Source organism: Saccharothrix hoggarensis (assembly GCF_052936025.1).
Genome location: NZ_CP193624.1, coordinates 7,348,880 through 7,373,330 on the forward strand (window position 1 = coordinate 7,348,880; position 24,451 = coordinate 7,373,330).

A 24,451-nucleotide genomic window follows, 5' to 3' on the forward strand; every position below is an offset into this window, starting at 1 on the left:
GTGCGGGGACGCGGGTTGCTGGTGGCGAGCGTGCTCGCCTCGGTCCTGGTGGCGGTGACGACGACGGCGGTCCTGCTGCTGGTCGACCCGAGGCAGCCGAAGGCGGAGGCGATCAAGACCGGCGGGCTGGCGGGCGGCGCGATCGTCGCGCTGTACGCGCTGTGGCTGAACGACCGGCGGCGGCGCACCGAGGAGGCGCGGCACGAGCTGGAGAGCGAGAAGGTCGCCGACGAGCGGTTCGCCCGCGCCGTCGAACTGCTCGGCAACGAGGCCGACCAGGTGCGGGTGGGCGCGATGCACGTGCTCGCGGGCCTCGCCCAGACGACGCCGAGGTACAAGCAGACGGTGCTGAGCGTGCTGTGCGCCTACCTCCGCCGGCCGTTCGATCACGGCTCCATCGACGAGAAGCCGGAGGACCCCGACCAGGCGTTCTTCGGCAAGCCCGAGCGGGACGTGGCGCCCGAGCAGGACCACGAGATGACGGTCCGGATGACCGCGCAACGGCTGATCACGGACCTCCTGCCGTGGGGCGGCGACCCGGACGAGTCCCAGTACCACCTCGACCTGACCGGCGCGAAGCTCGTGCACTTCCGGCTGGAGGGCCGCCGGTTCGGCCGGCTCGTCGCGCGGCGGGCCCAGTTCTACGGGATCACCGCGTTCCGCGAGGTCTCGCTGAGCAAGCCCGCGCTGTTCTCCGGCGCGGCGTTCCACGGCCGCGCGGACTTCCGGGCGGCGAGGTTCCACGGCGGCCTCTCGCTGCAGGACACCGCGTTCCACGGCGAGCTGAACCTCTCGGGCGCGGCCGTCGGCACGTTCCTGCACGTGACGCCGAAGCCGCCGGAGCAGCAGGTCGGCGCCCTCGAGGTGCTGGCCGACACCGCGTTCCGCGTCGACCCGACCGGGTGGCGGCTGACCGGCGCCGGCCACGTCCCGGCCGGCCTCCAGGACCCGGTGCGGCAAGACTGACACCGGACCGTCCGGAGCACCGACCACACACGGAGGTACGCGGAATGCTCACCCGCCGGATCGGAGGAGTCGAGGTCAGCGCCATCGGCCTGGGCGCGATGCCGATGTCGCTGGACAGCCGCCCCGAGCGCGCCCAAGCCCTGGAGACGATCCGCACGGCGCTCGACAAGGGCGTGACGCTGATCGACACCGCGGACGCGTACTCGGCCGACGACCGCGACTTCGGGCACAACGAGGAGCTGATCGCCGAGGCGCTGAAGGGCGTCGACGGCGTCATGGTCGCCACCAAGGGCGGCCACACCCGCACCCCCGGCGGCGGCTGGGGCCTGAACGGGCGGCCCGAGTACCTGAAGTCGGCGTGCGAGGCGTCGTTGCGCCGGCTCGGCGTGGACGCGATCGACCTGTACCAGTTCCACCGGCCCGACCCGGACGTGCCGACCGCCGAGTCGGTGGGCGCGCTGGCCGAGCTGCTGGACGAGGGCAAGATCCGGCTCGCGGGCGTGTCGAACTTCGACCCGGCGCAGATCCGGGAGGCGAACGAGGTGCTGGGCGGCCGGCTGGCGAGCGTGCAGAACCAGTTCTCGCCCGCGTTCCGGTCCAGCGAGCCGGAGCTGGAGCTGTGCGCCGAGCTGGACATCGCGTTCCTGCCGTGGAGCCCGCTGGGCGGCATCGGCTCGGCCGGTGAGCTGGGCGCGCGGTTCGCCGCGTTCTCCGAGGTCGGCCGCGCGCACGGGGTCAGCCCGCAGCAGGTGTGCCTGGCGTGGATGCTCGCCAAGGCGCCGCAGGTGGTGCCGATCCCCGGCTCGTCGCGGCCCGCGAGCATCTCCGACTCGGCCGACGCCGTGCACCTCGAGCTGTCCGAGGAGGACCTGGCGCGTCTGGACGGGTGACGTCCCCCGGATGCGGAACGGCGCGGATGGCCGCACGATCAGGCAGACGTGCCGGCACCGCGGACCGAACGGGGGTGTGGATGGCGACGCACACCCGTCAGCGCACGCCGACGTCCTCGGCTGTTCCACGCGGGTGGGACTGGCGGTGGCACGCGGCCGGGCGCTCCCCCGGCGACCGGAACCCCTTCAACGGCAACGACGAGCAGTCGCGCGGGATCGCACTCGGGTAGACGTGTTGCTCCGTCTTCGTGACTAATTCACGGGAACCCTGGCCAATTGGTTAGCGGTGCAGCACACTGCCCATCGAGTCAACACCCTGCACTGGCTCAAGGAGTCACCGATGAACACGTTCGCACGCTCCGCCACCGCTCTCCTCGCCACCATCAGCCTGGGGCTGGTCGCCTTAACGGGCACCGCCCAGGCCGAACCGGTGGTCGAGGACCACGCCATGGGTTCGCAGATCGCCAAGCACGAGGGGCGCGGCGACCAGCGCATCGTCATCAACACCGACCCGAGCGCCCAGGCCGTCGTGTACGGCATCGACGTCAGCGGCCACCAGGGCAACGTCGACTGGGCCTACTGGTGGGGCCAGGGCAAGCGGTTCGCCTACGTCAAGGCGACCGAGAGCACCGGCTACCGCAACCCGTACTTCGCCCAGCAGTACAACGGTTCCTACAACATCGGCATGATCCGCGGCGCCTACCACTTCGCGCTGCCCGACCGGTCCACCGGCACCGCCCAGGCCGACTACTTCGTCAACAACGGCGGCGGCTGGTCCCGCGACGGCAAGACCCTGCCCGGCGCGCTGGACATGGAGTACAACCCGTACGGCTCCACCTGCTACGGGCTCAGCAAGGCCAGCATGACCTCGTGGATCAGGGCGTTCAGCGACCGCTACCACGCCCGCACGTCCCGCTGGCCGGTCATCTACACGTCGACCAGCTGGTGGAACCAGTGCGTCAGCGGCGACTTCAGCTCCACCAACCCGCTGTGGGTCGCCCGCTACTCGTCCACCGTCGGCACGCTGCCGTACGCGTGGTCGATCTACACGTTCTGGCAGTACTCGTCCTCGCCGATCGACCAGAACCAGTTCAACGGCGCCTACGACCGCCTCCAGGCGCTGGCGAACGGCTGACGTCCGCCCGCGGGTGACGGTGGCCGGCCGGGGGACTCCGCACCCCGGCCGGCCACCACCCACGTCAGTCGAACAGCGCGGGGAGGGTGCCCTCCCACGCCTCGCGCAGCTCGGCCAGCGGCAGCGAGCCCAGCTCCTGGATCTCCAGGGCGTCGGACTCGGGGTCCACCACGCCGACCTTGCGCCACGGCAGGCCGCGCGCGGTGCACATGTCCGTGAACCGCAGCTCCTCCGTGCGCGGCACGGCCACCAGCACGCGGGCCGTCGACTCGCTGAACAGCTCGGTGAACAGGTCGCCGTCGAGGAACACCCGCGCGCCGACCTCGCCGATCAGGCACGTCTCCACGAGCGCCTGCGCCAGGCCGCCGTCGGACAGGTCGTGCGCGGCGGACAGCATGCCGTCGCGCGAACCCGCCACCAGCACCTCGCCCAGCAGCTTCTCCCGCGCCAGGTCCACCTTCGGCGGCAGGCCGCCCAGGTGCCCATGCACGACGTGCGCCCACTCCGAGCCGCCGAACTCCTCGCGCGTCTCGCCGAGCAGCAGCAGCGTCTCGCCGGCCTCCGCGCCGATCCCGGTCGGGATGCGGCGGCGGACGTCGTCGATCACGCCCAGCACGCCCACGACCGGCGTCGGCAGGATCGCCGTCGAACCGGTCTGGTTGTAGAAGCTGACGTTGCCGCCGGTCACCGGGATGCCCAGCTCGACGCACCCGTCCGCGAGGCCCTTCACGGCCTGCTCGAACTGCCACATCACCGCCGGGTCCTCCGGCGAGCCGAAGTTCAGGCAGTTCGTGACGGCGACCGGCGTCGCGCCCGTCGTGGCCACGTTCCGGTAGGCCTCGGCCAGCGCCAGCTGCGCGCCCGCGTACGGGTCCAGCTTGGTGTAGCGGCCGTTGCAGTCGGTGGACAGCGCCACGCCGCGGTTGGTCGACTCGTCGATCCGGATCATGCCCGAGTCGGACGGCTGCGCGAGCACCGTGCCACCGCGCACGTACCGGTCGTACTGCTGCGTGACCCACCGCTTCGACGCCAGGTTCGGCGACGCCGCCATCGTCTTGACCAGGTCGAGCAGCTCGTCCTTCGCCGGCTTGGGCAGCCGGTCGGGGGTGTCGGCCTGCAGCGCGTCCTGGTCGGCCGGGCGCTCGATCGGCCGGTCGTACACCGGGCCCTCGTGCGCGACGGTGCGCGGCGGCACGTCCAGCACGACCTCGTCGTGCCACGTGATCACCAGCCGGTCGCCCTCGGTGACCTCGCCGATCTCGGTCGCGATGACGTCCCACTTCGCGCAGACCGCCATGAACGCGTCCAGGTCCTCCGGCCGCACGACCGCGCACATGCGCTCCTGCGACTCGCTGGACAGGATCTCCGCCGGCGTCATGCCGGTGGCGCGCAGCGGAACCCGGTCGAGGTAGACGTGCATGCCGCCGTCACCGGCGCTGGCCAGCTCCGACGTCGCGCAGGCCAGGCCCGCGCCGCCCAGGTCCTGGATGCCGACGACGATCCGCTCGGCGAACAGCTCCAGGCAGCACTCGATCAGGACCTTCTCGGTGAACGGGTCGCCCACCTGCACGCTCGGCAGCTTCTTGCGCTTGCCCGCGCCCGCCGAGTCGTCGAACGTCTCGGACGCCAGCACGGACACGCCGCCGATGCCGTCCAGACCCGTCCGCGCGCCGAACAGGATGACCTTGTTGCCGGTGCCCGAGGCGTGCGCCAGGTGCAGGTCCTCGACCCGCATCGCCCCCACGCACAGGGCGTTGACCAGCGGGTTGCCCGCGTAGGTCGCGTCGAACACGACCTCGCCGCCGATGTTCGGCAGGCCCAGGCAGTTGCCGTAGCCGCCGACGCCCGCGACGATGCCCGGCAGCACGCGGCGGGTGTCCGGCGCGTCGGCCGGCCCGAACCGCAGCGGGTCCATCACGGCCAGCGGGCGCGCGCCCATCGCCAGGATGTCGCGCACGATGCCGCCCACGCCCGTCGCCGCGCCCTGGTACGGCTCGACGTAGGACGGGTGGTTGTGGCTCTCGGCCTTGAACGTGATCGCCCAGCCGTCGCCGATGTCGACCACGCCCGCGTTCTCGCCGATGCCCGCCAGCATCTTCTCGCGCATCTCGTCGGTGGTCGTCTCGCTGAAGTACTTCAGGTGCACCTTGGACGACTTGTAGGAGCAGTGCTCGCTCCACATCACCGAGTACATGGCCAGCTCGGCGTCCGTGGGGCGGCGGCCCAGGATCTCCTTGATGCGGGCGTACTCGTCGTCCTTCAGGCCCAGCTCCTTGTAGGGCTGCTCCTGGTCGGGCGTGTTCTCCGCGTTCTTGACGGTGTCGACGGTCATCAGGCCTTCACCACCGAGTCGACGAGGGACAGGAACATGCCGAGGCCGTCGTCCGTGGGGCCGGTGAGCGCGTCGATCGCGTGCTCCGGGTGCGGCATGAGGCCGACGACGCGGCCGTTGGCGCTCGTGATGCCGGCGATGTCGTTGCGCGAGCCGTTCGGGTTCTCCCCGACGTAGCGGAACACGACCCGGCCCTCGCCCTCCAGCTCGTCCAGGGTGGACCGGTCGGCCTGGTAGCCGCCCTCGCCCGACTTCAGCGGCACGAGGATCTCGGCGCCCTGGTCGTACCGGGACGTCCACGCGGTCGCGTTGTTCTCGACCTTCAACCACTGGTCGCGGCACACGAAGTGCAGCTTGTGGTTGCGGATCAACGCGCCGGGCAGCAGGTGAGCCTCGCACAGGATCTGGAAGCCGTTGCAGATGCCGAGGACCGGCATGCCCTTCTTCGCCGCGTCCACCACTTCCTGCATGACGGGGGCGAACCGGGCGATCGCGCCGCAGCGCAGGTAGTCGCCGTAGGAGAACCCACCGGGCACGATGACCGCGTCGACGTTCTTCAGGTCGTGGTCGGCGTGCCAGAGCTTGACCGCCTCCCCGCCCGCGTACTCGACCGCGCGGGCCGCGTCGACGTCGTCGAGGGTGCCGGGGAAGGTGATCACACCGACCCTCATGCCTCGACCCGCCTCACGACCCAGTCCTCGATGACCGGGTTGGCGAGGAACGTCTCGGCGATCTTCGCGAGCGTGGCGTCGTCGACGTCGTCGGCGACCTCCAGCTCGAAGTGCTTGCCCTGGCGGACACTGGTGATTCCGTCGAACCCGAGACGGGGCAGCGCGTTGGCCACCGCCTGTCCTTGCGGGTCGAGGATTTCGGGCTTCGGCATGACGTCGACGACGACTCGGGCCACGACAGGCTGCTCCAAGCTAGGAGGGCTGGCGGTACTCGCAGAGCCTACCTGACCTGGGTGTTCATCAACTTCACAGGTGGTGGGCGGCACACGTTCACCTCGGATCACCCGATCGTGACAAGGTCATCTCGGGTGGGTGTCTGGTAATCTGGGTCTCGCCAAGGCCTCGTAGGCCGAGGAAGTGGGCCCAGCCAACGTCCGGACGGTCGACGGCTGGGTTTCGCGCTGTCTAGGGCGATTCGTCGAGGCGGACGATCCGTACGACGATCCCCTCCACGCGCCGCGCCCAGTCACCGCCGGCCCCGTAGGACCACGCGACCGCGTCGGCGATCCAGATCAGCGGTTCCGAGACGGCGTTCAGGTGCTCGTAGGCCAGCAGGGCGGCCCTGGGGAACTTGCCCAGCCCGGCCCGGATCGTGCGCACGTCGAGGACGTCGCGATCTTCGCGCGAGTCCAGCGCCAGCCGGCTCGCGTTCAGCTCCAGCACGTCGGCGGTCAGCCGGGCCAGGCATGCCTGCCGGGCGGCTTCCGGCCCCTCCGAGCACGACCGCCGGTAGACGGCGACGCGGGCGCCGGCCTGCGACAGTTGCGAGAGGACGGCCCTCCTCCGCTGCGGCGTCTCCTTCTTGAAGTGCAGTTCGCGCTGGCCCGGCAGGAGCAGTCCCCGCAGGAGGGTGCGCAGTCGGCGCAGGTCCGACGGGATCACAATGGCCGCCGCGAGCAGGTACGTGTCGTTGCGGCGGGATTCGTCGACGAAGACGTGCACACTCACGGAGGTCTATCGGCGCCCGTCCCGTCCACCTGGAACGATCCCGCCCGAACGTGTGTTCGCGTGCCCCACCGGTCCCGGCCTCCGCTGGGACCACCCCCGTTCGCCTTGCGCGGACGGGCTGGCGGGGCGGCCGGTGGGGACGGAAGGTGGGGATCATGCGCATCCTGGTGCTCGGAGGCACGGTTTTCCTGGGCAAGGCGACGGCCGCCGAGGCGGTCGGGCGGGGTCACGACGTGGTGTGCGCGGCACGCGGGCAGTCCGGCCAGGCGCCCGCGGGCGCGACGCACGTCGTCGTCGACCGGGACGTCGACCTGGGCCCGCTGGAGGGCGCCCGCTTCGACGCGGTCGTGGACCTGGCGACCATGTCCGTGACGTGGGTCCGGCGGGCGCTGAGATCGGTTTCCGCCGACCACTGGACGTTCGTCTCGAGCTGCTCGGTCTACGCCGACCACTCCACGCCCGGCAGCACGGCCACGCTCGCCCCGCTGGAGGACGACCACGACGCGCCGATGTCGCCCGACCGCTACGGCGCGATCAAGGTGGCCAGTGAGAACGCCGTGCGCGACGCCCGCGGCGACGACGCGTTCATCGTCCGCGCGGGCCTGATCACGGGCCCCGGCGACAAGAGCGACCGGTTCGGGTACTGGGTCAACCGGCTGGCCAAGGGTGGCCGGGTCGCCGTGCCCGACGCGCCCGACCAGCCCGCGCAGCACGTCGACGTGCGCGACCTCGCCGCGTGGATCGTGGACGCCGCCGAGCAGCGCGTCACCGGCACCTACGACGCGATCGGGCCGGCCAACCCGCTGTCCCTGGTCCTCGGCGAGATCGCGGGCGCGGTGGCGCCGCAGGGCACCCAACTGGTCCGCGTCCCCGACGACGTCCTCCAGCGGCACGAGGTCACGCCGTGGGCGGGGCCGCGGTCGCTGCCGCTGTGGCTGCCGCCGAGCCACCGGGCGCTGATGTTCCGCGACGCGGGCCCCGCGCTCGCCGCCGGCCTGCGGGTCCGCCCGACCGCCGACACGGCGGTGGCCACGCTGGAGTACGAACGCGGGCTCGGCGTGGACCGGCCCCGCCGCGCCGGGCTGCCGCCGGAGGTGGAGGACGCGCTTCTCGTCGCGGTGGGCGGGGGAGCCGTGTAGAACGGTCCGCACAGCCGACCGCGGGAGGCCACGTGCTGATCATCCACTTCGGACACTCGTGCCTGCTGGTCGACACCGGCGCGGCCCGGCTGCTGTTCGACCCCGGCACGTTCTCGTCCGGGTTCGAGCAGGTCGAGGGCCTGGACGCGATCCTGGTGACCCACGAGCACGCGGACCACCTGGACACCGCGAAGCTGCCCGGCCTGCGTGCCGCCAACCCCGGCGCACGGCTCGTCGCGCCGTACGACCTCGACGGCGCGGAGGTCGTCGCGCCCGGTGACGCGCTGGAGTTCGGCGGCACGGTCGTCACCGTCGTGGACGCGCCGCACGAGGTCATCCACCCGAGGATCGAGCTGCCGGTGAACGTCGGCTACCTGGTCGACCACGGCGCGTTCTACCACCCCGGCGACTCGCTCACCGTACCGGAGCAGCGCGTGGACGTCCTGGGGCTGCCCACCGCCGCGCCGTGGCTGAAGGTGTCAGACGCGGCGGACTTCCTGGCCGCGGTCGCGCCGCGCAAGGCGGTGCCGATCCACCAGGGGCTCCTGGCGGAGACCGAGGTGTTCTACCGCGTCCTGGTCGGCACCGCGCCGGACGGCGTCGAGGTGGTCGTGCTGCCCCGCGGCGAGGCGGTCGAGCTGTAGGTCGTGGGCGACGCGCCGTGGTGCAGGGCCACGTCGACGGCCTCCAGCAGCACCTCGCGCAGCCCGATCCGGTCCAGCCCGGCGGCGTCCACCCCGATGCGCACGAGCCCGCCGCGCCGGGCCGCCCGACCCGTGCTCAGCAGGTAGCCCCAGTGCTCGCCCACCATCCGCACCCGCCCGGTCCGGACCTCGCCGCTGCGCAGGTCGCGCACGCCCGCCATGTCGGCGCACACGGCGAACCGGTGCCGGCGCAGGGCGACCACGGTGCCGGGCGACGCGAGCCAGCCCGGCGGCGCGAACAGGTCCGTGGTCAACCCGAGCCGGGCCAGCGCGGCCCGCGCGGCGACCAGCCGCAGGCCGGCTTCGTGCGCGGGCAGCGCCGAGAACTCGGCCCGCCTGCGCAGCGACGACCCGGCCCGGCGGGCGGGGTCGGGCTGGTGGTCGAAACCGTGCAGCACGAGCGCGTCACCGGCGGAGACGCGGTCGCGCACCCAGTCGAGCGCGGGGCCGGGCACGGCCTTGCGCGGCGCCAGGAGCAACGACAGCGGCACGTGCCGCCGGTCGAGCTCGGCGGCGAGGTCGGCGCACCGGGCGAGCGTGCTCGGCCCGATGCCGGACAGCGAAACCACGAGGTCGGCGACCATGCCACCCAGTGCGCACCACCGGCGTGTCGTCCGCTCTACGACGAGGTGACGGCCGGGTGCGGAGCCGGCGAACTATTCCGGACTCGGCCAGTCCGCGAACGACCGCCCGGTGATCCGCTCGTACGCCTCGACGTACCGGGCGCGGGTCGCGGCCACCACGTCGTCGGGCAGCGGCGGCGGCGGGGCGTCCGACGCGCGGTCCCAGCCGGAGGCGTCCGACGTCAGCCAGTCGCGCACGTACTGCTTGTCGAACGACGGCTGCACGCGACCGGGCTCGTACCCGTCCAGCGGCCAGTAGCGCGACGAGTCCGGGGTCAGCACCTCGTCGCCGAGCACCAGCGCACCGGACCGGTCCAGGCCGAACTCGAACTTCGTGTCGGCCAGGATCACGCCGCGCGACCGGGCGAACTCCCGCGCCGCGCCGTAGACCTCCAGCGTCACGTCCCGGAGCCGGCCGGCCAGCTCCGCCCCGACCTGGGCCTCGACCTCGGCGAACGACACGTTCTCGTCGTGCGCGCCCAGCTCGGCCTTGGTCGCCGGGGTGAAGATCGGCGGGCTCAGCTCGGACGCCTCGACCAGGCCCGACGGCAGCCGCACGCCGCACACCGAGCCGTCGCGCCGGTACTCCACCATCCCGGAACCGGTCAGGTAGCCGCGCGCCACGCACTCCACCTGGACCATGTCGAGCTTCCGCACCAGCAGCGCGCGGCCGCGCACCTCGGCGGGGATGCGCGGGTCGTCCCACGCCACCAGGTGGTTCGGCGCCAGGTCCGCGAACTCCTCGAACCAGAACACGCTCATCGCGGTGAGCACCCGACCCTTGTCGGGGATCTCGGTGACGAGCACGTGGTCGAAGGCGGAGATCCGGTCGGACGCCACGAACAGCAGCAGGTCGTCGTCCACTTCGTGGATCTGACGGACCTTGCCTGCGGCGACCTGGCGGTAGTCAGCGAGCTTGGGCACGTCCGAAGCCTACTTGTCCCAGCTCATGGGCCCCCCTTCCCACCTGCGGCAAGATTCCACCCATGCGTGCACCCGGACTGATACTCGCCGTGACCGCCCTCCTCGCGGCGGCCTGCGCCCCCGCGGACCAGACCGCGCCGCCGACCAACCAGGTCGACGGCGTCTCCTGCACGAAGGACAAGCTGCCGACGCTGACCCCGGGTAAGATCACGTTCGGCACGGACCAGCCGGTGTACGAGCCGTGGTTCGTGGACGACGACCCCGCCAACGGCAAGGGCTTCGAGTCTGCGGTGGCGTACGCGCTGGCCGAGGAGCTGGGCTACGCGAAGACCGACGTGGTGTGGACGCGGGTGCCGTTCAACGCGGCCATCCAGCCCGGCAAGAAGACGTACGACATGGACCTGAACGAGTTCTCGATCACCGAGGAGCGCAAGCGGGCCGTCGACTTCTCCGCGCCGTACTACGACGTGGACCAGGCCGTGGTGACGCTGAAGTCGTCCAAGGCCGCGTCGGTGAAGACGCTGGCGGAGCTGAAGTCCGTCAAGATCGGCGCCCAGGTCGGCACCACCAGCTTCGACGCCGCCAAGCGCCTCCAGCCCGAGCAGGACGTGGCCGTGTACAACACCAACGAGGACGCCAAGGCCGCGCTGCGGGCCGGGCAGATCGACGCCCTGGTGGTGGACCTGCCGACCGCGTTCTACATCACGTCGGCCGAGCTGGACGACGGGCACATCGTCGGCCAGATCCCGTCCGGCGACGGCAAGCCCGAGCAGTTCGGCATCGTCCTCGACAAGGGCAGCCCGCTGACCGCGTGCGTCTCGACGGCGGTGGAGAACCTGCGTGCCGACGGCACCCTCGCCAAGATCGAGCAGGAATGGCTGTCGGCCGCGGGCACAGCACCCGAGCTGAAGTGACGAGCGAGCTGCAGCGGGAACGCTTGGCGTACAAGCGTTCCCGTTCGCGGCGGTCCACGCTGGTCGCCCTGCTGTCGACCGTCGTGTTCGCCGTCGCCGCCGGGCTCACCGTCACCGGTGCGCCCGGCTGGCCGCGGGTGCGGCAGTCGTTCTTCAACCTGGAGATCGCGTGGCGCTCGCTGCCCGCGATCCTCGAGGGCCTGTGGCTGAACCTGCGCGTGCTGGTGGTGTGCGGCGCGCTGATCCTCGTGCTCGCGCTGGGCGTGGCGGCGCTGCGCACCCTGCGCGGCCCGGTGTGGTTCCCGCTGCGCGCGCTGGCCACGGTGTACGTGGACCTGTTCCGCGGCCTGCCGCTGATCATCCTGCTGTACCTGGTCGGGTTCGGCCTGCCCGCGCTGCGGCTGACGGGCGTGCCCAACGACTTCGTGGTGCTCGGCGGCGCCGCCCTGGTCCTCGCCTACACCGCGTACGTGGCCGAGGTGTTCCGCGCCGGCATCGAGTCGGTGCACCCGTCGCAGGTCGCGGCGGCCCGGTCGCTCGGCCTCGGACCGCGCAAGACCATGCGGCTGGTGGTCCTGCCGCAGGCCGTGCGGCGGGTCATGCCCGCGTTGCTGAACGACTTCGTCGCGCTCCAGAAGGACTGCGGGCTCATCTCCGTGCTGGGCGCGGTGGACGCGGTGCGGGCCGCGCAGATCGAGCAGGCGCGGGCGTTCAACTTCACCCCGTACGTCGTCGCGGGGTTGCTGTTCGTGCTGCTCGCGGTGCCCACGGCGCGGTTCGCCGACGCGATGGGCCGGCGCGTCGAACGCCGTCAGGGGGGACGATGACCGAACCGGTGCTCAGCGTGCGCGGGATGGTGAAGCGCTACGTCGACGCCACCGTGCTGGACGGCGTCAGCCTCGACGTGCGCGAGCACGAGGTGGTGGCGTTGATCGGGTCGTCGGGGTCGGGCAAGTCGACCCTGCTGCGGTGCGTCAACCTGCTGGAGGAGCTGGACGACGGCCAGGTGCTGCTGGACGGCGTCGACGTGTCCGACCCGCGGGTGGACGCCGACGTCGCCCGGCGCGGCATGGGGATCGTGTTCCAGGCGTTCAACCTGTTCCCGCACATGACCGTGCTGGACAACATCACCCTGGCCCCGCGCGTCGTGCACGGCGTGCCGCGGTCCGAGGCCGAGCGCAACGCCCACGAGCTGCTGGCACGGGTCGGGCTCGCGGACCGGGCGGGCAGCTACCCCGAGCAGTTGTCCGGCGGGCAGCAGCAGCGGGTCGCGATCGCCCGCGCACTGGCCTACTCGCCGCGCCTGCTGTTGCTGGACGAGATCACCAGCGCGTTGGACCCGGAACTCGTCGGCGAGGTGTTGGCGCTGGTCAGGGAGCTGGCCGGCAACGGTCGGACGATCCTCATGGCGACCCACGAGATGGGGTTCGCGCGGCAGGTGGCCGACCGCGTCGTGTTCCTCGACGGCGGCCGGCTCGTCGAATCCGGACCGCCCGAGCAGGTGCTCGGCGAGCCGGTGCACCCGCGCACCCGGCAGTTCCTCCGGAGGGTCATCGACGCGGGCCGCCTCTAGGCCGCTCGGGAGAGGCCACTTGGGGTATCGGACCGCCGGCCCCTACTCTGCTTGCCGTGGTCCATCCGAAGGCATCAGTGGCGCCTGTCGCGGCGAGCGGCGGGCTGCTCGTGCTGCTCCTCGTGGGCGCGTGCGGCAAGCCGGCCGCGAGCCCCGAGCCGGTGGTGCTCCCGACGATCTCCAGCTCCTCGGCGCCCGTGACGTCGATCCCGGCGGTGGCCCAGATCTCGGTGCGGCCGGTCACGACCACCACGACGCCGGAGCCGACGACTGTGGCGGGCACGACCGAACCACCCCCGCCGCCGCCACCCCCGGTGCAGGTCCAGCCGCAGCCCGCGCCCCCGCCGGCCGTGACGACCACCACCCCGCCGAAGTTCGACCAGGTGGCGATCGAGGGCTTCCCCTGCACCGAAGAAGGCGCGACCGCGATCGACCCCACGGGCCGCGACCTGGTCTGCGAACGCACCCGCCGCAACCGCCTGGCGTGGGAACGGGCTTGACTGTGTTGGATTGCGCCGCCTCCGGCGTCGCGGGCTCGGTCGCCCGGAAGTCGGCCGCTCGCGCCTGATTCGCCGGCGATCGAAAAGCATGACCGCCGACGAATGAGCCGCGAACGACCGACGCGACCGTGCACATGGCCGCTGCTCCGCAGACGGCGGCTCGGTCGCCTGGAAGTCGGCCGCTCGCGCCTGATTCGCCGGCGATCGAAAAGCATGACCGCCGACGAATGAGCCGCGAACGACCGACGCGACCGTGCACATGGCCGCTGCTCCGCAGACGGCGGCTCGGTCGCCTGGAAGTCGGCCGCTCGCGCCTGATTCGCCGGCGATCGAAAAGCATGACCGCCGACGAATGAGCCGCGAACGACCGACGCGACCGTGCACATGGCCGCTGCTCCGCAGACGGCGGCTCGGTCGCTTGGAGGTCGGCCGCTCGCGTCTGATTCGCCGGCGATCGAAAAGCATGATCGCCGGCGAATGAGCCGCGAACGGCCGACGCGACCTCGCGCGTGGTGCTGTCGGCACGCGGTTTGGGCGTGGTGCGCGGGCGCGCTTAGAGGATGGGGGCGGGGGCGTAGCCGGCGGCGGTGGGGTACTTCGCGAGGATGTCCTCCACCTGGCGGACCACGGCGGCGACCTGCTGTTCCGCCACGCCGGTGAACGAGAGGCGGTCGGCGAGCAGGGCGTCCAGCGCGGCCCGGTCCAGCGGCAGGCGGTCGTCCGCGGCCAGCCGGTCCAGCAGGTCGTTCTCGGCGAGGCCCTGCTCGCGCATGGCCAGCGCCACCGCCACCGCGTTCTCCTTGATGGCCTCGTGCGCGGTCTCCCGGCCGACGCCCGCGCGCACGGCCGCCATCAGCACCTTCGTGGTCCCGAGGAAGGGGAGGTAGCGGTCCAGCTCGCGGGCGACGACCGCCGGGTACGCGCCGAACTCGTCCAGCACCGTGAGGAACGTCTCCAGCAGCCCGTCGAACGCGAAGAACGCGTCCGGCAGCGCCACGCGGCGCACCACCGAGCACGACACGTCGCCCTCGTTCCACTGGTCGCCCGACAGCTCGCCGACCATCGACAGGTAGCCGCGCAGGATCACCGCGAACCCGTTGACCCGCTCGCACGACCGGGTGTTCATCTTGTGCGGCATCGCGCTGGAGCCGACCTGGCCCGGCTTGAAGCCCTCGGTGACGAGCTCGTGGCCCGCCATCAGCCGGATCGTCTTGGCCAGCGACGACGGGCCGGCGGCCAGCTGCACGAGCGCGGAGACGACGTCGAAGTCCAGCGACCGCGGGTAGACCTGGCCGACGCTGGTCAGCACCTTCTCGAAGCCGAGGTGGCCCGCGACGGACCGCTCCAGCTCCACCAGCTTGTCCTGGTCGCCGCCGAGCAGGTCCAGCATGTCCTGGGCGGTGCCGACCGGGCCCTTGACGCCGCGCAGCGGGTAGCGGGCGATCAGCTCGTCCAGCCGCTGGAACGCCACCAGCACCTCGTCGGCGGCGGACGCGAAGCGCTTGCCGAGGGTGGTGGCCTGCGCGGCGACGTTGTGCGAGCGGCCCGCCATGACGAGGTCGGTGTGCTCGGCGGCGCGCTGCGCGAGGCGGCCCAGGACGGCAGCCGTCTTGCCGCGCACGTGCTCCAGCGACCGCAGGACCTGCAACTGCTCGACGTTCTCGGTGAGGTCGCGCGAGGTCATGCCCTTGTGGACGTGCTCGTGGCCCGCGAGGGCGTTGAACTCCTCGATCCGCGCCTTGACGTCGTGCCGGGTGACCCGCTCGCGCTCGGCGATGGACGCCAGGTCGACCTGCTCGACCACGCGCTCGTAGTCGGCGATGGCCTCGGCGGGCACGTCGACGCCCAGCTCGGCCTGCGCCCGCAGGACCGCGAGCCAGAGCCGCCGCTCCAGCACGATCTTGTGCTCGGCGGACCACAGCGTGGCCAGCTCGGTGGAGGCGTAGCGACCGGCGAGGACATTGGCGATGCGGGGCTTGACCGTCACGTGACCAGCATATTTCGCGCGCGCGGCGGGCCGGACGGCGGGGAGCGCCGGCCGCCGTCAGCGCAGGGTGATGCCGGGGTCCGTGGCCAGCCGCGCCATCTGCTCCGGCGCCAACGCGACCTCGGCCCGCGGCGCGCCCACCCGCGTCGGGTCGTGGTTGTAGCCGCTGACCTGCACCACCGACCCGTCGGCGCGGAAGTGCGCCACGGTGTGCGTCGTCATCTTCGACTCGGGGTCGGTGGACGTGGCGAACTCCAGGTGGCTGCCGTCCGCCTCGCGCCGCGGCTCGTCGCACACGACCGTGGCGCAGAACTGGTCCCGGGTCACCCGCGCCGGCGGCACGCTGAGCTGCACGGCCACCGCGCTGGAGCCCGCGCCGTCGACGAAGCGCACGAGGCCGGTGAGGTACCCCGCCCGGGCCTGCTTGTGCGTGTCGGTGAAGTCGACGCCGACGACCTTCACGCCCGGCACGACGTCGGGGAACCGCTTGGTCAGGTAGTCGGTGAGGTACCGCGTCGAGGCGTCGGTGATCACCGGCGTGGTGACGGTCGTCCGCGGCGCGACCGTCTGGGGCGCGACCGTCTGCGGCGGCGGCACGGCGGCCGGTGGCGGGGACACCGCGGTCGTCAACACCGGGGCCTCCGCCGCGTCGATCCCCGCCGGCCGCCGGTCGAGCACCCCGGGCAGGGACAGCACCGTCCCGGTGAGGGCGAGCGTCGCCACCCCCACGGCCACGAGCGCGCGCCGACGCCGGCGCAGGTGCTCGGCCCGGCGGATCAGCTCGTCCGGGTCGAAGTCCAGCGGCGGCTCGTCGCCGACCGCGGCGCGCAGGCCTTCCCGCAGGTCTGCCTCGCTCACGACGCCACCACCGCCCCCCGCTCCAGTTCCTCGACGGCCGCGCGCAGCGCCACGAGCCCGCGCGCGGTCTGGCTCTTGACCGTGCCCTCGGAGCACCCCATCGCCACCGCGACCTCGCTCACCGGCAGGTCCTCGAAGTACCTCAGCACGAGGGCGGCCCGCTGCCTCGGCGGCACGCGCAGCAGCCCCGCGTGCACGAGGTCGCGGGCCCACAGCTGCTCACCGGCCCGTTCCGGGTCGGCGGCCGAGTCGGCGACGTCCGGCACCTCGCCGTCGCGCTGCTCCGCCCGCCGCCACGGCCGCCGCTTCTCGTCCAGCCACGTGCGCAGCAGCACCTTGCGGGCGTACGCGGACGCGGTGTCGCGCCACTCGATCCGGTGCCACGCCTGGTAGAGCTTCAGCAGGCTGGCCTGCATCAGGTCCTCGGCCATGTGCCAGTCGCCGCAGAACAGGTACGCCGTGCGCCGCAGCGAAGCGGCGTGGCTCACCGCGAACTCGCGGAAGCCCTGCTCGTCGGCCTTGCGCATGCCATCCCCCTCCGCTCCCCCACTCCTACCAACGCGGTCGGGGGTCAGCGGGGTTGCAACGACTTGCGCAGCATCCGGCGGGCGGCCGCCCTCGGGTCGGGGCTGATCTCGATGAGCGCGTTCACGACGGCGCCGTCGACCAGCGCGATCAGCTCCTCGACGCGTTCGCGGGTGACCGGTTGGCCGGCGCGGGTGAAGATGTCGAACAGCAGGGCGTGCAGCTCGCCGGACAGCGTCCGCATCAACGGCCGCAGGTACGGCCGCCGACCCGTGGCGACGAGGCGTTCGTAGCGCAGCAGCACGGCTTCCGCGTCACCGTCGCCGGGCGGTCCGAGCAGGAGGTCGAGCACGAGTTCGATGAACGCGTCGCCGCCGCACTCGCGCGGGTCCAGCTCGTCCAGGCGCGCCTTGCCGTACGCGAGCTCGGCCTTGCCGTGGTGCTCCAGCGCGGCGGTGATCAGGTCGTCGAGCGAGTCGAAGTAGTACGTGGTGGAGGCCAGCGGCAGGCCCGCGCGCTCGGCGACGGCGCGGTGCCGGATCGCGTCGAAGCCGCCGTCGACCAGGAGGCCGGCGGCGGCTTCGACCAGCGCCTGGCGCCGGCGTTCGCCCTTCGGCGTTGCGGCTGTCATTGCAGGAAAGGTACTAGTGCCCGCCACCGGCCAGGTTGAGGCCGATGACACCACTGACGATCAGGCCGATCGAGACCAGCTTGAGCGTGGAGACGCCGTCGCCGAGCCAGATCATGCCGACGACGGCGGTGATCGCCGCGCCGATCCCGGTCCACACCGCGTACGCCGGTCCGGCGGGCAGCTGCTTCATCGCCCACGCCAGGCCGGCGAAGCTGATCAGCGCGCACACCGCGAACACCACGGTCCACCACAGCCTGCTGAAGCCGTCGGACAGCTTCAGCGCGACGGCCCAGCCGGCCTCGAACACGCCGGACACGATGAGCACGGCCCACGCCATGACGACCACCTCCCCGTTCTGGCACAAGCGTACCAAATTAGTGGTACGTCCGTGCAAGAATGGTGGGTCGGGTCGTCAGAACCGGGCCGCGAGCCGTTGCGCGATCGACTCCAGCTCACCGGCGAACGGGACCGCCGTCGAGCCCTCGTCGGGCCGGCTCAGCACGTGCAACTGGTCGCCGCCGGGGGTGTTCGCGGTTCGGACCTGCACGTTCCCGTCCGGCGCCAGCCCCAGCGCGCCGGGCGGGGCGATCACGACGGACACGGTGCCGTGGACGTCGCCGTCGCGCACCGCGAAAGCCGCGCCGCGGGCTTCGACCGGGCAGTTCGCGTCCGGTGTCGACGGCTCCACGCCGTTGGCGACCGGGAGCTCGTCGGCGAGGGCGACGGCGAGCTCCCGGTCCACCTCAACGCACCCGCGTTGGGCGCTGCCGACCGGCGGGCGGTCGGCACTCCCCGATGGGTCGTCCCCCTGCGTAGACGAGTCACCGGGGATGCTCTTGGTGGAACCTTCGTCGCCGCGGTCCGGCGACGCCTCCTGCCGCGGCCCGTCGGGCTCGGCCGCGTTGAGACTGGGCACGTTAGGGGACGAGACGTCCTGAGCGGAACCCGCCGCGGCGCTGTCCGTGCTGCCGTTCCGGCTCGACAGGAGGTCGGTCGAGGCCGCGACACCGCCCAGCACCAGCACGAACGCCATGGTCGAGCCGAGCGCGAGCGCCGAGCGCCGCCGCGCGGTCGCCCGCGCCGACGCCGACCGGACACCCGCCACGTCGAAGGACGCGGGCGGCGCGTCACGGGTCGCGTCGCGGAACAGCTCCGCGAGCCTGTGCTCGTCCACCTACCTCCACCTCCTGCTCACGACGCGGGCCGCAAATCGTCGATCGTGTCGCCCAGCGCCTCGCGCAGGGCCTCCAGACCCCGTGAGGTCTGGCTCTTCACGGTCCCCTCGGAGCACCCGAGCGCCTCGGCGGTCGCCGCGACGTCCAGGCCCTCCAGGAACCTGAGCACGAGCACCGCGCGCTGGCGCGGCGGCACCCGCCGCAAGCCCGCGACCAGTGCCTCGCGCGTGGCCACCGAGTCCGCGATCTCGCCGTCGCCCGAGGGCGTCTCCGGGACCTCGTCCACGAAGCGCTCCCGCCGCCACGGCCGCCGCGACTCGTCGATCACCGCGCGCACCACGCACCGGCGGACGTAGGCGTCCAGGGCCTGCTTGTCCCGGACCTTGCGCCACCTGCGGTGCAACGCGACGAACGCCGTCTGCGCGAGGTCGTCCGCCCGGTGCCAGTCACCACAGAGCAGGAACGCCGTTCGGCGCACGGCCTCCCGGCGGGCGGCGAAGTACTCCGCGAACTCCTGCTCGTCGCGCTGATCCACGCGGACTCTCTCCGCTCGTCGTGCTTGCACCTACCGGACGGAATGGGTGGCTCCCACGGTTGCACGCCGGTTCTCCGAGACTTGCGTCACCCCCCATCGTGGTACCGGGGGCACGACGCGGTCAGGGCTTGCCAGGTGTGATGTGATCCATTCGTGACCCAGCTCGCACCCCTGGACTTCCGCTCCGACACCGTCACCCAGCCCGACGAGGCGATGAGACGGGCCATGGCCGGCGCCGAGGTCGCCGACGACGTGCTCGACCACGACCCCACCATGAGGCTGCTCGAGGAACGCGTCGCGGAGCTGTTGGGCGTGGACGCGGCCCTGTGGGTGCCCTCGGGGTCGATGGGCAACCTGATCGCGCTCACCGTCCACCTGCGGCCCGGCGACCGGTTCCTCGCGCCGCGCGGCGCGCACGTGCTGGACAACGAACTCGGCACGGTCGCGTGGATCGCCGGCGGGATGCCGCACCCGCTGGAGTGCGACGCGGGGCCGGGGCGGGCGTCGCCCGACGCCGTGCGCGCCGCCGCCGGCGCCAGTGGGCCGTACTACGCCCTCCGCACGACGCTCCTGTGCCTGGAGAACACGCACAACGCCTCCGGCGGGTCGGTGACGCAGCCCGACGAGCACGCCCTGCTGGTGTCGGCGGCACGGGAAACCGGCCTCCGGGTGCACCTCGACGGCGCGCGGCTGTGGAACGCGGCCGTGGCACTGGGACTGCCGCCCGCGGCGCTGACCGTCGGCGTCGACACCGTCCAGGTGTGCCTGTCCAAGGGGCTCGGCGCGCCGGTCGGGTCGATGGTGGCCGGGTCGACGGCGTTCGTGGCGGAGGCCCGTCGGGTGCGCAAGATGCTCGGCGGCGGCGTCCGGCAGGGCGGCGTGCTGGCCGCGGCGGGCCTGGTCGGGCTCGACCGCATCGACGACCTGGCGCAGGACCACGCCAACGCCCGCACCCTCGCGCAGGGCCTCGGCGAGCTGGGCTGGCAGGTGGACGAGCCGGAGACGAACATCGTGCTGGCCGGCGTGCCGGACCTCGACGTGACGCTGACCGGGCTGCGGCACCTCGGCGTGTTCGCCGGGCCGATGTCGGGCAAGGTGCGGTTCGTGACGCACCGGGACGTCAGCGCGGACGACGTGGCGGAGGCGTTGCGCCGGATCGGGTCGGCGAGCTGACGTGCGCTGGGTGGTGTTCGACTACGGCGAGGTGATCAGCGAGCCGACCGGGGAGCTGCCGTCGCTGGCGGCGCTCCTCGGGGCGCCGGTGGAGGAGTTCGCGCGGGGCTACTGGGGCGCGCGGGACGCGTACGACCGCGGCCAGTCCGACGTGGACTACTGGCGCGCGGTCGGCGCGGCGGTGGGCGTGCCGGTGGACGCGGCGCTGGCCGCGCGGTTGACCGAGGTCGACACGCGCGGGTGGCTGCGGGTCGACCCGGCGGTGGTGGCGTTGATCGAGGAGCTGGCGGCGGGCGGCGTGCCGCTGGCGTTGCTGTCCAACGCGCCGGTGTCGTTCGCGCGGACCGCCGAGCGCGAGCCGTGGACCAGGCACTTCCGGCACCTCGTGTTCTCCGGCGACCTGGGCGTCGCCAAGCCGGACCCGCGGATCTTCACCGCGTTGGCGGAGCGGATCGGGGTGGCGCCGGGCGACTGCGTGTTCTTCGACGACCGGCAGGTCAACGTCGACGGCGCGATCGCGGCGGGGCTGTCCGGCGTGCGGTGGCAGGGCGCGCTCCACGCCCGGGAGGTGCTGGACCTGTCCGCCTAGCCCCGGTCGGTGGCGCGCAGTTCCGCGCGCAGCTGGGCCAGCTCCTCCCGGACGAGGCGCAGCTCGGCCAGCGTCACCTGCTCGGCTTCCGCCACCGTGTCCTCGACGCCGCTGAGCCGCTCGACCAGCCAGGAGGCGATCGTGCCGGTGATGACGCCGAGCAGGGCGATGCCGCCGATCATGAGCAGCGCGGCGACCAGGCGCCCCTCCCAGGTGACGGGGTAGCGGTCGCCGTAACCGACGGTGGAGATCGTGGTGAGCGTCCACCACGTCGCGTCGCCGAACGTGGTGATGGTGGCGTCGGGGTGGTGGCGCTCCGCGTCCAACACGGCCAGTGACGCGCACAGCCCGACGAGGACCGTCACGCCGGCCGCGTAGACGCCGACGCGTTGCCGGAACTTGCCCGCGAACCGGTGGTTGAGCAGCTTCAGGACGGTGATCAGCCGCAGCACGCGCAGCTGGCGGACCATCGGCAGGATGACCGCGAGCAGGTCGAACAGGTGGCTGACGAAGAACTTGCGCTTGTCGCCGGCGAGCGTGAAGCGGGCGACGTAGTCGACCGCGAACACCAGCCAGACCAGCCAGAGGACCACCTCCAGCACGGTGTGCAGGCCGGGCGTCGCGCGGTCGTCGAGGACCTGCCAGGCGTACGCCACCACGAAGAGGACGGCGAGGCCCGTCAGCGGCCACTCGGCGCGCCGCTCCCAGTGGGCGAGGCGGCGTTCATCGGTCTCGAACACCGACCCATAGTGCGGGTCGGGTCGGTGTTTTTCCAGCTCGCGGGACGCCTGGGTGGTCGTCAGGGCCGAATCACGGCCCCTTGATGCCCTTCGGGCGCTTGCTGCTCTTGATCGCGCCGTACGCGGCCGTGCCGAGGAACAGCACGCCGCCGACGATCGCGAGCCAGAAGACGCCCTTGATGACCGCGCCGGCCACGGTGATCACGAGCCAGGCCGCGAGCAGCCACAGGATTATCCGCACCATGCCACCCGAACGAGTGGCTTCGACGATCAGTTCCCCCGCGGCGGCCGGATCGGGAGTACAAACGTCATCATGGTGATGACAACCAGGGCCCGATCCGCCGCAGGGCTTCCTCGATGTCGTGGGCGGCCCCGGCGAAGGACATCCGGATGAACTCGTGCCCGCGCACGGGGTCGAAGTCGATGCCCGGCACGATCGCGACGCCCGTGTCGTCCAGCAGGCGGCGGCAGAAGTCCATCGAGTCGTCGGTGAGGTGCGAGACGTCGGCGTAGGCGTAGAAGGCGCCGTCGGCGGGGGCCACCTTCTCGATGCCGAGGTCGGCCAGGCCCTTCAGCAGCACGTCCCGGTTGTGCCGGTAGCCCTCGACCAGGCGCTCGGTCTGCGCGTACGACTCGGGCTCGAACGCCGCGACGGCCGCGTGCTGGGCCAGCGCCGGCGGGCACAGCGTGAAGTTGCCGGTCAGCCGGTCCACCGCCTGGCGCAGGTCCGGCGGCAGCAGCATCCACCCCAACCGCCACCCCGTCATGGCGAAGGCCTTGGAGAAGGAGTTGACCACGATGGAGTCCCGCGACGTCTCCCACGCGCAGGCGAGGGGCGACCCGTAGCTGATCCCGTGGTAGATCTCGTCGCTGACCAGCCGGACGCCGTGCTCGCCGCACCACGCGGCCAACCCGGCCAGCTCGTCCGGCGCCAGCACCGTGCCGGTCGGATTGGCGGGACTGGCGACCACGAGCCCGTCGAGCGGCCCCACCTCGTCCAGCATCGCCACCGTGGGCTGGAAGCGGGTCTCCGGCCCGCACGGCAGCTCGACCACCTCGCACCCCAGCGCGCGCAGGATGTTCCGGTAGGCCGGGTAGCCGGGGCGGGCGAGCGCCACCCGGTCGCCGGCCTCGAAGGAAGCGAGGAACGCCAACAGGAACGCGCCCGACGAGCCGGTGGTCACCACGAGGTCGTCGGCCGACACGTCCAGCCCGTACTGCCGCTCGTAGTGCCCGGCCAGGGCCTCCCGGAGCTCGACGATGCCGAGCTGCTCGGTGTAGCCCAACGTCTGCTCGCGCAGCGCACGCGCCGCCGCCTCCAGCACGGGGCCGGGGGCAGGGCTGGACGGCTGCCCGGCCGCGAGGGAGACGACGTCCCCCACCACGCGCTGCCGCCGTGCCGCGGCAGACAGCACCTCCATGACGTGGAACGGAGGCACATCAGCCCGAGCAGCAACCCCAACCATGCAGGTCAGGCTAATGGACCGACCCAGGTCCCCAACCCACCCCACCACCTACCGAACCAGGACCCCTGCCCTCACTCCCGCCACCGATCCACCCGCACCCAGCGCACGCAGCCCCGCCGCCCACCTGCGGGCACGCCACCAGACCCAGCCCAACGCCCTACCCGCCGGCCAGCTGGGTTGCCGGCCCGCCGGGTTGGTGGCCTGCCGGGTCCGGTCGGCTAGTAACCCTGGTAGCCGCCTCCGCCCGCCATCGACTTCAGGCCCGGGTGGCCGTCGAAGCCTCCGTAGCGGGAGAAGGTGTAGCGGACGCCGGCGATGATGTTGTCGACCGGATTCCAGATGTCGTCGTGCCCCGGCAGCTTGTGCGCCTGGAACGTCGGGTCGATGCACTGCATCAACCCCTTCGACGGGGTGCCCTTCGCGGCGTTCGAGTCCCAGTCGTTGAGGGCGTGCGGGTTGCCGCCCGACTCCTTCTCGATGATCGTCCAGATCTCGTCGATGTAGTCCTCGGTGACCGGGATGCCGTTGGCCTGGAGGATGCGGATCGCCTCGCGAATCCACTCCTCGACGTTGCCGGGTGGCGGGCCGCTGAGGGGCGGGCCGCCGCTGGGCCCCAGGCCACCTCCGCCACCACCGCCGCCGGTCTCGCCGCCGGACGAACCGCCGGGGGAGCCCGACGGGGACGGACCGCCTTGGGGCGGGCCGGACTGGGTGGCGCCTGGGCGCTGCGAGTCCGTGGACGACGGCGCGGTCGTGCCGCCCGCCCCCGCCGGCTCGGGGCTGGGCAGCCACTCGATCGGCTTACCGGGCGCGGGCGTGAAGGGTTGGGCGTCGGGCTCCGCCATGGTCGAGAACGCGGGCGTGATCGAACCCGGCCGGCCCTTCAACGCACCCAGAGCCGCGCCGAGGGCCTCCTCGGCCTGGTCGATCACGGGCTGGGCGTCGGCCGCCGCCTCCGCGCACATGCCCCGGATGGCGGAGTCGACGTCCTCCTGCGGCATGCCGTGGGCGTCGCGGCGCAGTTGCCGCACCCGGCTGAGGAGGTTCTCGCAAATCCGCTCGACCGACGACTTCGCCGATTCCAACGCCACCGCGGCGGCCTCGACATCACCGGCCGCCGCCGTCACAGCGTCGGTCAGCGAATTCCCGCTCTTGGCGAATCCGTCCATGTACGCGACGAATCCGTCAGCCGACCCGCCCTGCCACGCGCCGTCCAACCGCACGACCGACTGCCGCACCGCGTTGCCGCATTCGGCGGCCTTCGTCGCGGCCTGCTTCCACCGGTTCGCGATCTCCTTCACCGCGTCCGGCCGAGCCGTGGCCACCTTCTCCGCGAGTCGCGCCACGGCCTGCCCGCCGGGCAGGCCCGCGACCTCGTCCACCGCTCCCATCA

The 24,451-nt window shown here is 72.4% G+C and carries 28 protein-coding genes; 11 read left to right on the forward strand and 17 right to left on the reverse strand.

All coding sequences use genetic code 11. The features are described 5' to 3' along the window. The 3 genes from ACRAKH_RS33580 (at position 1) to ACRAKH_RS33590 (ending at position 2,991) form a co-directional block, all read left to right on the forward strand. On the forward strand, positions 1 to 966 hold the full coding sequence (locus tag ACRAKH_RS33580; protein ID WP_380723654.1) for a pentapeptide repeat-containing protein: 966 nt from the start codon (positions 1 to 3) through the stop codon (positions 964 to 966). A 44-nt stretch (positions 967 to 1,010) separates the two neighbouring features. Next, positions 1,011 to 1,856: an aldo/keto reductase gene (locus tag ACRAKH_RS33585; RefSeq protein ID WP_380723653.1), complete on the forward strand. Its 846-nt coding sequence runs from the start codon at positions 1,011 to 1,013 to the stop codon at positions 1,854 to 1,856. Between the two features lie 340 nt (positions 1,857 to 2,196). Beyond that, on the forward strand, positions 2,197 to 2,991 hold the full coding sequence (locus tag ACRAKH_RS33590; protein ID WP_380723652.1) for a lysozyme: 795 nt from the start codon (positions 2,197 to 2,199) through the stop codon (positions 2,989 to 2,991). A gap of 64 nt (positions 2,992 to 3,055) precedes the next feature. Here ACRAKH_RS33590 and purL read toward each other — a convergent pair whose 3' ends face one another. From purL to ACRAKH_RS33610, 4 genes are all read right to left on the reverse strand, one after another. Further along, the gene (purL, locus tag ACRAKH_RS33595) at positions 3,056 to 5,323 is read right to left on the reverse strand and encodes a phosphoribosylformylglycinamidine synthase subunit PurL (protein WP_380723651.1); all 2,268 of its coding nucleotides are present in this window, start codon (positions 5,321 to 5,323) and stop codon (positions 3,056 to 3,058) included. Beyond that, positions 5,323 to 5,994, reverse strand: coding sequence for a phosphoribosylformylglycinamidine synthase subunit PurQ (gene purQ, locus ACRAKH_RS33600; protein WP_380723650.1), 672 nt, complete (start codon positions 5,992 to 5,994; stop codon positions 5,323 to 5,325). Before purQ ends, purL begins: the two co-directional genes overlap by 1 nt. After that, on the reverse strand, positions 5,991 to 6,230 hold the full coding sequence (purS, locus tag ACRAKH_RS33605) for a phosphoribosylformylglycinamidine synthase subunit PurS (protein ID WP_033428368.1): 240 nt from the start codon (positions 6,228 to 6,230) through the stop codon (positions 5,991 to 5,993). Before purS ends, purQ begins: the two co-directional genes overlap by 4 nt. A 229-nt stretch (positions 6,231 to 6,459) precedes the next feature. After that, positions 6,460 to 7,002: a hypothetical protein gene (locus tag ACRAKH_RS33610; RefSeq protein ID WP_380723649.1), complete on the reverse strand. Its 543-nt coding sequence runs from the start codon at positions 7,000 to 7,002 to the stop codon at positions 6,460 to 6,462. Positions 7,003 to 7,157: 155 nt separating this feature from the next. Here ACRAKH_RS33610 and ACRAKH_RS33615 point away from each other — a divergent pair, with 155 nt between their 5' ends. Both ACRAKH_RS33615 and ACRAKH_RS33620 read left to right on the forward strand, forming a co-directional pair. Further along, positions 7,158 to 8,141 carry an NAD-dependent epimerase/dehydratase family protein gene (locus tag ACRAKH_RS33615; RefSeq protein WP_447009521.1) on the forward strand — a complete coding sequence of 328 codons (984 nt, stop codon included), beginning with the start codon at positions 7,158 to 7,160 and terminating at the stop codon, positions 8,139 to 8,141. A gap of 32 nt (positions 8,142 to 8,173) precedes the next feature. Next, entirely contained in the window at positions 8,174 to 8,785 is a 612-nt protein-coding gene (locus ACRAKH_RS33620; protein WP_380730792.1) for an MBL fold metallo-hydrolase, read from the forward strand. On the opposite strand, the gene ACRAKH_RS33625 is transcribed toward ACRAKH_RS33620, so the two are convergent. Further along, positions 8,707 to 9,429, reverse strand: coding sequence for a DUF2334 domain-containing protein (locus ACRAKH_RS33625; RefSeq protein WP_447009522.1), 723 nt, complete (start codon positions 9,427 to 9,429; stop codon positions 8,707 to 8,709). The two genes, ACRAKH_RS33620 and ACRAKH_RS33625, sit on opposite strands and share 79 nt — an antisense overlap. A gap of 72 nt (positions 9,430 to 9,501) precedes the next feature. Further along, positions 9,502 to 10,392 carry a phosphoribosylaminoimidazolesuccinocarboxamide synthase gene (locus tag ACRAKH_RS33630; RefSeq protein ID WP_380723684.1) on the reverse strand — a complete coding sequence of 297 codons (891 nt, stop codon included), beginning with the start codon at positions 10,390 to 10,392 and terminating at the stop codon, positions 9,502 to 9,504. A gap of 62 nt (positions 10,393 to 10,454) precedes the next feature. Between ACRAKH_RS33630 and ACRAKH_RS33635 the strand changes: the two genes are divergently transcribed. The 4 genes from ACRAKH_RS33635 to ACRAKH_RS33650 are packed head-to-tail and all read left to right on the forward strand — an operon-like array spanning position 10,455 to position 13,379. Beyond that, positions 10,455 to 11,306, forward strand: a complete 852-nt coding sequence (locus ACRAKH_RS33635) for an ABC transporter substrate-binding protein (RefSeq protein WP_380723683.1) — start codon at positions 10,455 to 10,457, stop codon at positions 11,304 to 11,306. Next, a complete protein-coding gene (locus ACRAKH_RS33640; RefSeq protein WP_380723682.1) occupies positions 11,303 to 12,133 on the forward strand; it encodes an amino acid ABC transporter permease in 831 nt (276 codons plus the stop codon). The genes ACRAKH_RS33635 and ACRAKH_RS33640 overlap by 4 nt, the downstream gene beginning before the upstream one ends. Beyond that, positions 12,130 to 12,879, forward strand: coding sequence for an amino acid ABC transporter ATP-binding protein (locus tag ACRAKH_RS33645; protein WP_380723681.1), 750 nt, complete (start codon positions 12,130 to 12,132; stop codon positions 12,877 to 12,879). The genes ACRAKH_RS33640 and ACRAKH_RS33645 overlap by 4 nt, the downstream gene beginning before the upstream one ends. Before the next feature lie 56 nt (positions 12,880 to 12,935). Beyond that, positions 12,936 to 13,379, forward strand: a complete 444-nt coding sequence (locus ACRAKH_RS33650) for a hypothetical protein (protein WP_380723680.1) — start codon at positions 12,936 to 12,938, stop codon at positions 13,377 to 13,379. Positions 13,380 to 13,932: 553 nt separating this feature from the next. Here the strand turns inward: ACRAKH_RS33650 and purB are convergent. The 7 genes from purB to ACRAKH_RS33685 form a co-directional block, all read right to left on the reverse strand. Beyond that, positions 13,933 to 15,366 carry an adenylosuccinate lyase gene (purB, locus tag ACRAKH_RS33655; RefSeq protein ID WP_380723679.1) on the reverse strand — a complete coding sequence of 478 codons (1,434 nt, stop codon included), beginning with the start codon at positions 15,364 to 15,366 and terminating at the stop codon, positions 13,933 to 13,935. Between the two features lie 57 nt (positions 15,367 to 15,423). Then, positions 15,424 to 16,224 carry a hypothetical protein gene (locus ACRAKH_RS33660; RefSeq protein WP_380723678.1) on the reverse strand — a complete coding sequence of 267 codons (801 nt, stop codon included), beginning with the start codon at positions 16,222 to 16,224 and terminating at the stop codon, positions 15,424 to 15,426. Further along, complete coding sequence (locus ACRAKH_RS33665) at positions 16,221 to 16,751, reverse strand: RNA polymerase sigma factor (protein WP_380723677.1); 531 nt, start codon at positions 16,749 to 16,751, stop codon at positions 16,221 to 16,223. The genes ACRAKH_RS33660 and ACRAKH_RS33665 overlap by 4 nt, the downstream gene beginning before the upstream one ends. A 44-nt stretch (positions 16,752 to 16,795) precedes the next feature. Further along, positions 16,796 to 17,380, reverse strand: a complete 585-nt coding sequence (locus ACRAKH_RS33670; RefSeq protein ID WP_380723676.1) for a TetR/AcrR family transcriptional regulator — start codon at positions 17,378 to 17,380, stop codon at positions 16,796 to 16,798. A 13-nt stretch (positions 17,381 to 17,393) separates the two neighbouring features. Then, positions 17,394 to 17,717, reverse strand: a complete 324-nt coding sequence (locus ACRAKH_RS33675; RefSeq protein WP_380723675.1) for a DMT family transporter — start codon at positions 17,715 to 17,717, stop codon at positions 17,394 to 17,396. Between the two features lie 75 nt (positions 17,718 to 17,792). Beyond that, a complete protein-coding gene (locus ACRAKH_RS33680) occupies positions 17,793 to 18,554 on the reverse strand; it encodes a hypothetical protein (RefSeq protein WP_380723674.1) in 762 nt (253 codons plus the stop codon). A gap of 17 nt (positions 18,555 to 18,571) precedes the next feature. Then, positions 18,572 to 19,090 carry a SigE family RNA polymerase sigma factor gene (locus ACRAKH_RS33685; RefSeq protein WP_380723673.1) on the reverse strand — a complete coding sequence of 173 codons (519 nt, stop codon included), beginning with the start codon at positions 19,088 to 19,090 and terminating at the stop codon, positions 18,572 to 18,574. A gap of 153 nt (positions 19,091 to 19,243) precedes the next feature. Between ACRAKH_RS33685 and ACRAKH_RS33690 the strand changes: the two genes are divergently transcribed. Both ACRAKH_RS33690 and ACRAKH_RS33695 read left to right on the forward strand, forming a co-directional pair. Next, entirely contained in the window at positions 19,244 to 20,263 is a 1,020-nt protein-coding gene (locus ACRAKH_RS33690; protein ID WP_380723672.1) for a threonine aldolase family protein, read from the forward strand. Position 20,264: 1 nt separating this feature from the next. Then, the gene (locus ACRAKH_RS33695) at positions 20,265 to 20,852 is read left to right on the forward strand and encodes an HAD family hydrolase (protein WP_380723671.1); all 588 of its coding nucleotides are present in this window, start codon (positions 20,265 to 20,267) and stop codon (positions 20,850 to 20,852) included. Here the strand turns inward: ACRAKH_RS33695 and ACRAKH_RS33700 are convergent. The 4 genes from ACRAKH_RS33700 to ACRAKH_RS33715 form a co-directional block, all read right to left on the reverse strand. Further along, positions 20,849 to 21,592, reverse strand: coding sequence for a potassium channel family protein (locus ACRAKH_RS33700; protein WP_380723670.1), 744 nt, complete (start codon positions 21,590 to 21,592; stop codon positions 20,849 to 20,851). The genes ACRAKH_RS33695 and ACRAKH_RS33700 overlap by 4 nt on opposite strands. Positions 21,593 to 21,662: 70 nt before the next feature. Then, the gene (locus tag ACRAKH_RS33705) at positions 21,663 to 21,836 is read right to left on the reverse strand and encodes a hypothetical protein (RefSeq protein ID WP_380723669.1); all 174 of its coding nucleotides are present in this window, start codon (positions 21,834 to 21,836) and stop codon (positions 21,663 to 21,665) included. Positions 21,837 to 21,903: 67 nt separating this feature from the next. Then, positions 21,904 to 23,058 carry a pyridoxal phosphate-dependent aminotransferase gene (locus ACRAKH_RS33710; protein ID WP_380723668.1) on the reverse strand — a complete coding sequence of 385 codons (1,155 nt, stop codon included), beginning with the start codon at positions 23,056 to 23,058 and terminating at the stop codon, positions 21,904 to 21,906. 218 nt (positions 23,059 to 23,276) lie between these two features. Beyond that, on the reverse strand, positions 23,277 to 24,449 hold the full coding sequence (locus ACRAKH_RS33715) for a transglycosylase SLT domain-containing protein (protein WP_380723667.1): 1,173 nt from the start codon (positions 24,447 to 24,449) through the stop codon (positions 23,277 to 23,279). Between the last annotated feature and the right edge of the window lie 2 nt (positions 24,450 to 24,451).